The 2,778-nt window shown below is 54.7% G+C and carries 2 protein-coding genes, 4 tRNA genes and 2 other RNA genes; 1 reads left to right on the forward strand and 7 read right to left on the reverse strand.

The genetic code is table 11. The annotated features are described in order from the left end of the window. The 7 genes from CINSTRO3249_RS14680 to CINSTRO3249_RS14710 form a co-directional block, all read right to left on the reverse strand. A partial coding sequence (locus CINSTRO3249_RS14680; RefSeq protein WP_254304360.1) for a GTP-binding protein occupies positions 1-160 on the reverse strand: 160 nt, incomplete at its 3' end. Positions 161-271: 111 nt separating this feature from the next. After that, positions 272-347 (reverse strand) — tRNA-Thr (locus CINSTRO3249_RS14685). A 4-nt stretch (positions 348-351) separates the two neighbouring features. Further along, positions 352-426 (reverse strand) — tRNA-Gly (locus CINSTRO3249_RS14690). 27 nt (positions 427-453) lie between these two features. Then, positions 454-566, reverse strand: a non-coding RNA gene (locus tag CINSTRO3249_RS14695) — RtT sRNA. Positions 567-605: 39 nt separating this feature from the next. Further along, positions 606-733: non-coding RNA, RtT sRNA (locus CINSTRO3249_RS14700), on the reverse strand. A gap of 40 nt (positions 734-773) precedes the next feature. After that, positions 774-858: transfer RNA gene (locus tag CINSTRO3249_RS14705), tRNA-Tyr, on the reverse strand. A gap of 11 nt (positions 859-869) precedes the next feature. Next, a tRNA-Thr gene (locus CINSTRO3249_RS14710) sits at positions 870-945 on the reverse strand. 403 nt (positions 946-1,348) lie between these two features. Here CINSTRO3249_RS14710 and coaA point away from each other — a divergent pair. Next, entirely contained in the window at positions 1,349-2,299 is a 951-nt protein-coding gene (gene coaA, locus CINSTRO3249_RS14715; RefSeq protein WP_074013796.1) for a type I pantothenate kinase, read from the forward strand. The last annotated feature ends 479 nt before the right edge of the window (positions 2,300-2,778 follow it).

The raw sequence follows: 2,778 nt of genomic DNA on the forward strand, positions 1-2,778 counted from the left end.
GCGCGTTGTCGATCTGATCGAATGCGCGCGCGCTACCGCCGTAGGCCTTGGCCAGAACGGTGGTGATGGCGGCGGTCAGGGTCGTTTTACCATGGTCAACGTGGCCGATAGTACCGACGTTAACGTGTGGTTTGGTGCGTTGAAACTTTTCTTTAGACATCGATTGTCCCTCTAAGACACGAATATATCGGTGGTATCACCACATCAACCAGGCAACATGCCTGCTGAATTTGTTTTCTTACAGAAAAGGAATCAGGAGGGAGACTAGAAGTGGTGCTGATAGGCAGATTCGAACTGCCGACCCCACCCTTACCAAGGGTGCGCTCTACCAACTGAGCTATATCAGCACATTGGAGCGGGCAGTGGGAATCGAACCCACATCATCAGCTTGGAAGGCTGAGGTAATAGCCATTATACGATGCCCGCATCTTGGAACTCGGCTACCTGATATTTCTGTAGATTGTAGAATTTGCAAGGGCCCCGGGCCGATGCTGCGCATCGTTGTCTCGCTGTGCTCGACCCGAACCTTGGTAGAAGGTTCTCACTTTCCCCCTGCTGCGCCATGATGCTCTGCAGCAGGGTGTGTATCGTGCTCGATACGAATTTGGTGGTGGGGGAAGGATTATTCGTCGCTTCGCTCCTCACCCTTCGGGCCGATGCTGCGCATCGTTGTCTCGCTGTGCTCGACCCGAACCTTGGTCGAAGGTTCTCACCTTCCCCCTGCTGCGCCATGATGCTCTGCAACAGGGTTTGTATCGTGCTCGATACGAATTTGGTGGTGGGGGAAGGATTCGAACCTTCGAAGTCTGTGACGGCAGATTTACAGTCTGCTCCCTTTGGCCGCTCGGGAACCCCACCAGATTTTTTTTTGGTGCCGGCAGAAGGAGTCGAACCCTCGACCTACTGATTACAAGTCAGTTGCTCTACCAACTGAGCTATGCCGGCATCAAGTGCTGCGCATTCTAGGTAGAGCGGACGCCCTATGCAACAAAAAAATTGCGTAATTCGCACTTTCGCTCAGAAATTACCCAATTTCACAACGGGGCGCGCAAAATTGGTTATTATTCATGCTCGAAGCAGTGGAATATCACGCTGTGGCCGGCATAGTAGCACTGTCGGCGTAACGGGTACAGCCCCGCCTAAGCCGTGTTTACCCCTCAATTATCGCATACCGGCAGCAGCAGGGGCGACAGCGGCCGAGGATCGCGCCTCAGGCTCACAATTCCTTACCCGCGGCTGAAAAAACACTCTACGCTGGGTACGAAGCTGTCTATACTATGCAGCTTGTTTTCGTTCCGGGTTAGCGTCCTGCGCCCTGAATAGACTGTGCAACGGGCTGGCTCACGTTATGATTAAAGCTGTGCAATCTCCCCCCACGCCATACCTGCAATTCAGCCGCAAACAATGGGCCGCGTTGCGTAATTCCGTGCCGCTGACGCTCACCGAGGCGGAAATCGTCAAGCTCAAGGGGATTAATGAAGATCTTTCCCTGGAGGAAGTGGCGGAGATTTATCTGCCGCTATCGCGTTTGCTCAACTTTTATATTAGCTCCAATCTGCGCCGTCAGGCCGTGCTGGAACAATTTCTCGGCACCGATGGCCAGCGTATTCCTTATATCATCGGCATCGCCGGCAGCGTAGCGGTAGGTAAGAGCACCACGGCGCGCGTGCTGCAGGCGCTGCTAAGCCGCTGGCCCGAACACCGTACGGTGGAGCTGGTGACGACCGACGGTTTTTTGCATCCCAACAGCGTTCTCAAGCAGCGGGATCTCATGAAGAAAAAAGGCTTCCCGGAATCCTATGATATCCGCAGCCTGGTCAATTTCGTCTCAAAGGTAAAATCCGGCACGCCGCGCGTGACGGCGCCCGTCTATTCCCATTTGATTTACGATGTGGTCCCCGACGAACAAAAAGTGATTTCCCAACCGGACATTTTGATACTGGAGGGATTGAACGTGCTGCAAAGCGGCAGCGATTATAACCAAGACCCCCACCATGTCTTCGTCTCTGACTTTGTCGATTTTTCCATTTATGTCGACGCGCCTGAAACGCTGCTGCAGAGCTGGTATATCAATCGGTTTTTGAAATTCCGCCAGGGCGCGTTTTCCGATCCTGACTCCTATTTTCACCATTATTCCCAGCTTTCCGAACAAGAGGCGGTCGCGATTGCCAGCCAGCTGTGGAGCGAGATCAACGGCCTTAACCTGCAGCAAAACATTCTGCCTACCCGCGAGCGTGCAAGCCTTATCCTCGGCAAAAGCGCCAATCATGCGGTCGAGAGGGTCCGACTGCGCAAATAGTGTTGTGCTGCCGCCGAGGCCGCTCCGCCGTCATCCTGCTTTGGCGGCAAAAGCGCGGGCGCCGGCGCAGGTTTGCACGTCGGCGGCGGAACCCTTTCCGCCCTGGGCGTGTTTTTGTCCCTGCGCCGCCCTGTTTATTGGCGCAAGATGTCCCCCCAGGTATTATGATGCTCTTACTGTAAGTCCTCCGGTGCGTCTATGTCGCATCGTCGACCCGGTCCGCAGAGCAAAGAACGGCGCGCCATTTCGCACCCGCGACACCGGTTAGCCGGTATTTGCAGCCGATCGGCTGCGGCGCTAGCCCTGTAGCGCTACCGGCCGAATACCGGCGATAATGACCACCCGTGCAGGCTGAATCACCCCGGATAAATTAGAGTCTATACTTTAAAAGTGGAGGTCTCTATGACAACGACCAAACGTTACTCTCCGGAAGTCCGTGAACGGGCAGTTAATCTAGTGCTGGAAACTCAGCATGAGCA

It is taken from the genome of Candidatus Sodalis sp. SoCistrobi (assembly GCF_900143145.1).
Taxonomy (GTDB): domain Bacteria; phylum Pseudomonadota; class Gammaproteobacteria; order Enterobacterales; family Enterobacteriaceae; genus SoCistrobi.

What these genes read in the sequence shown, in the direction of transcription:
- coaA (WP_074013796.1), top strand. Translation starts at nt 1,349, where the DNA reads ATGATTAAAGCTGTGCAATCTCCCCCCACGCCATACCTGCAATTCAGC.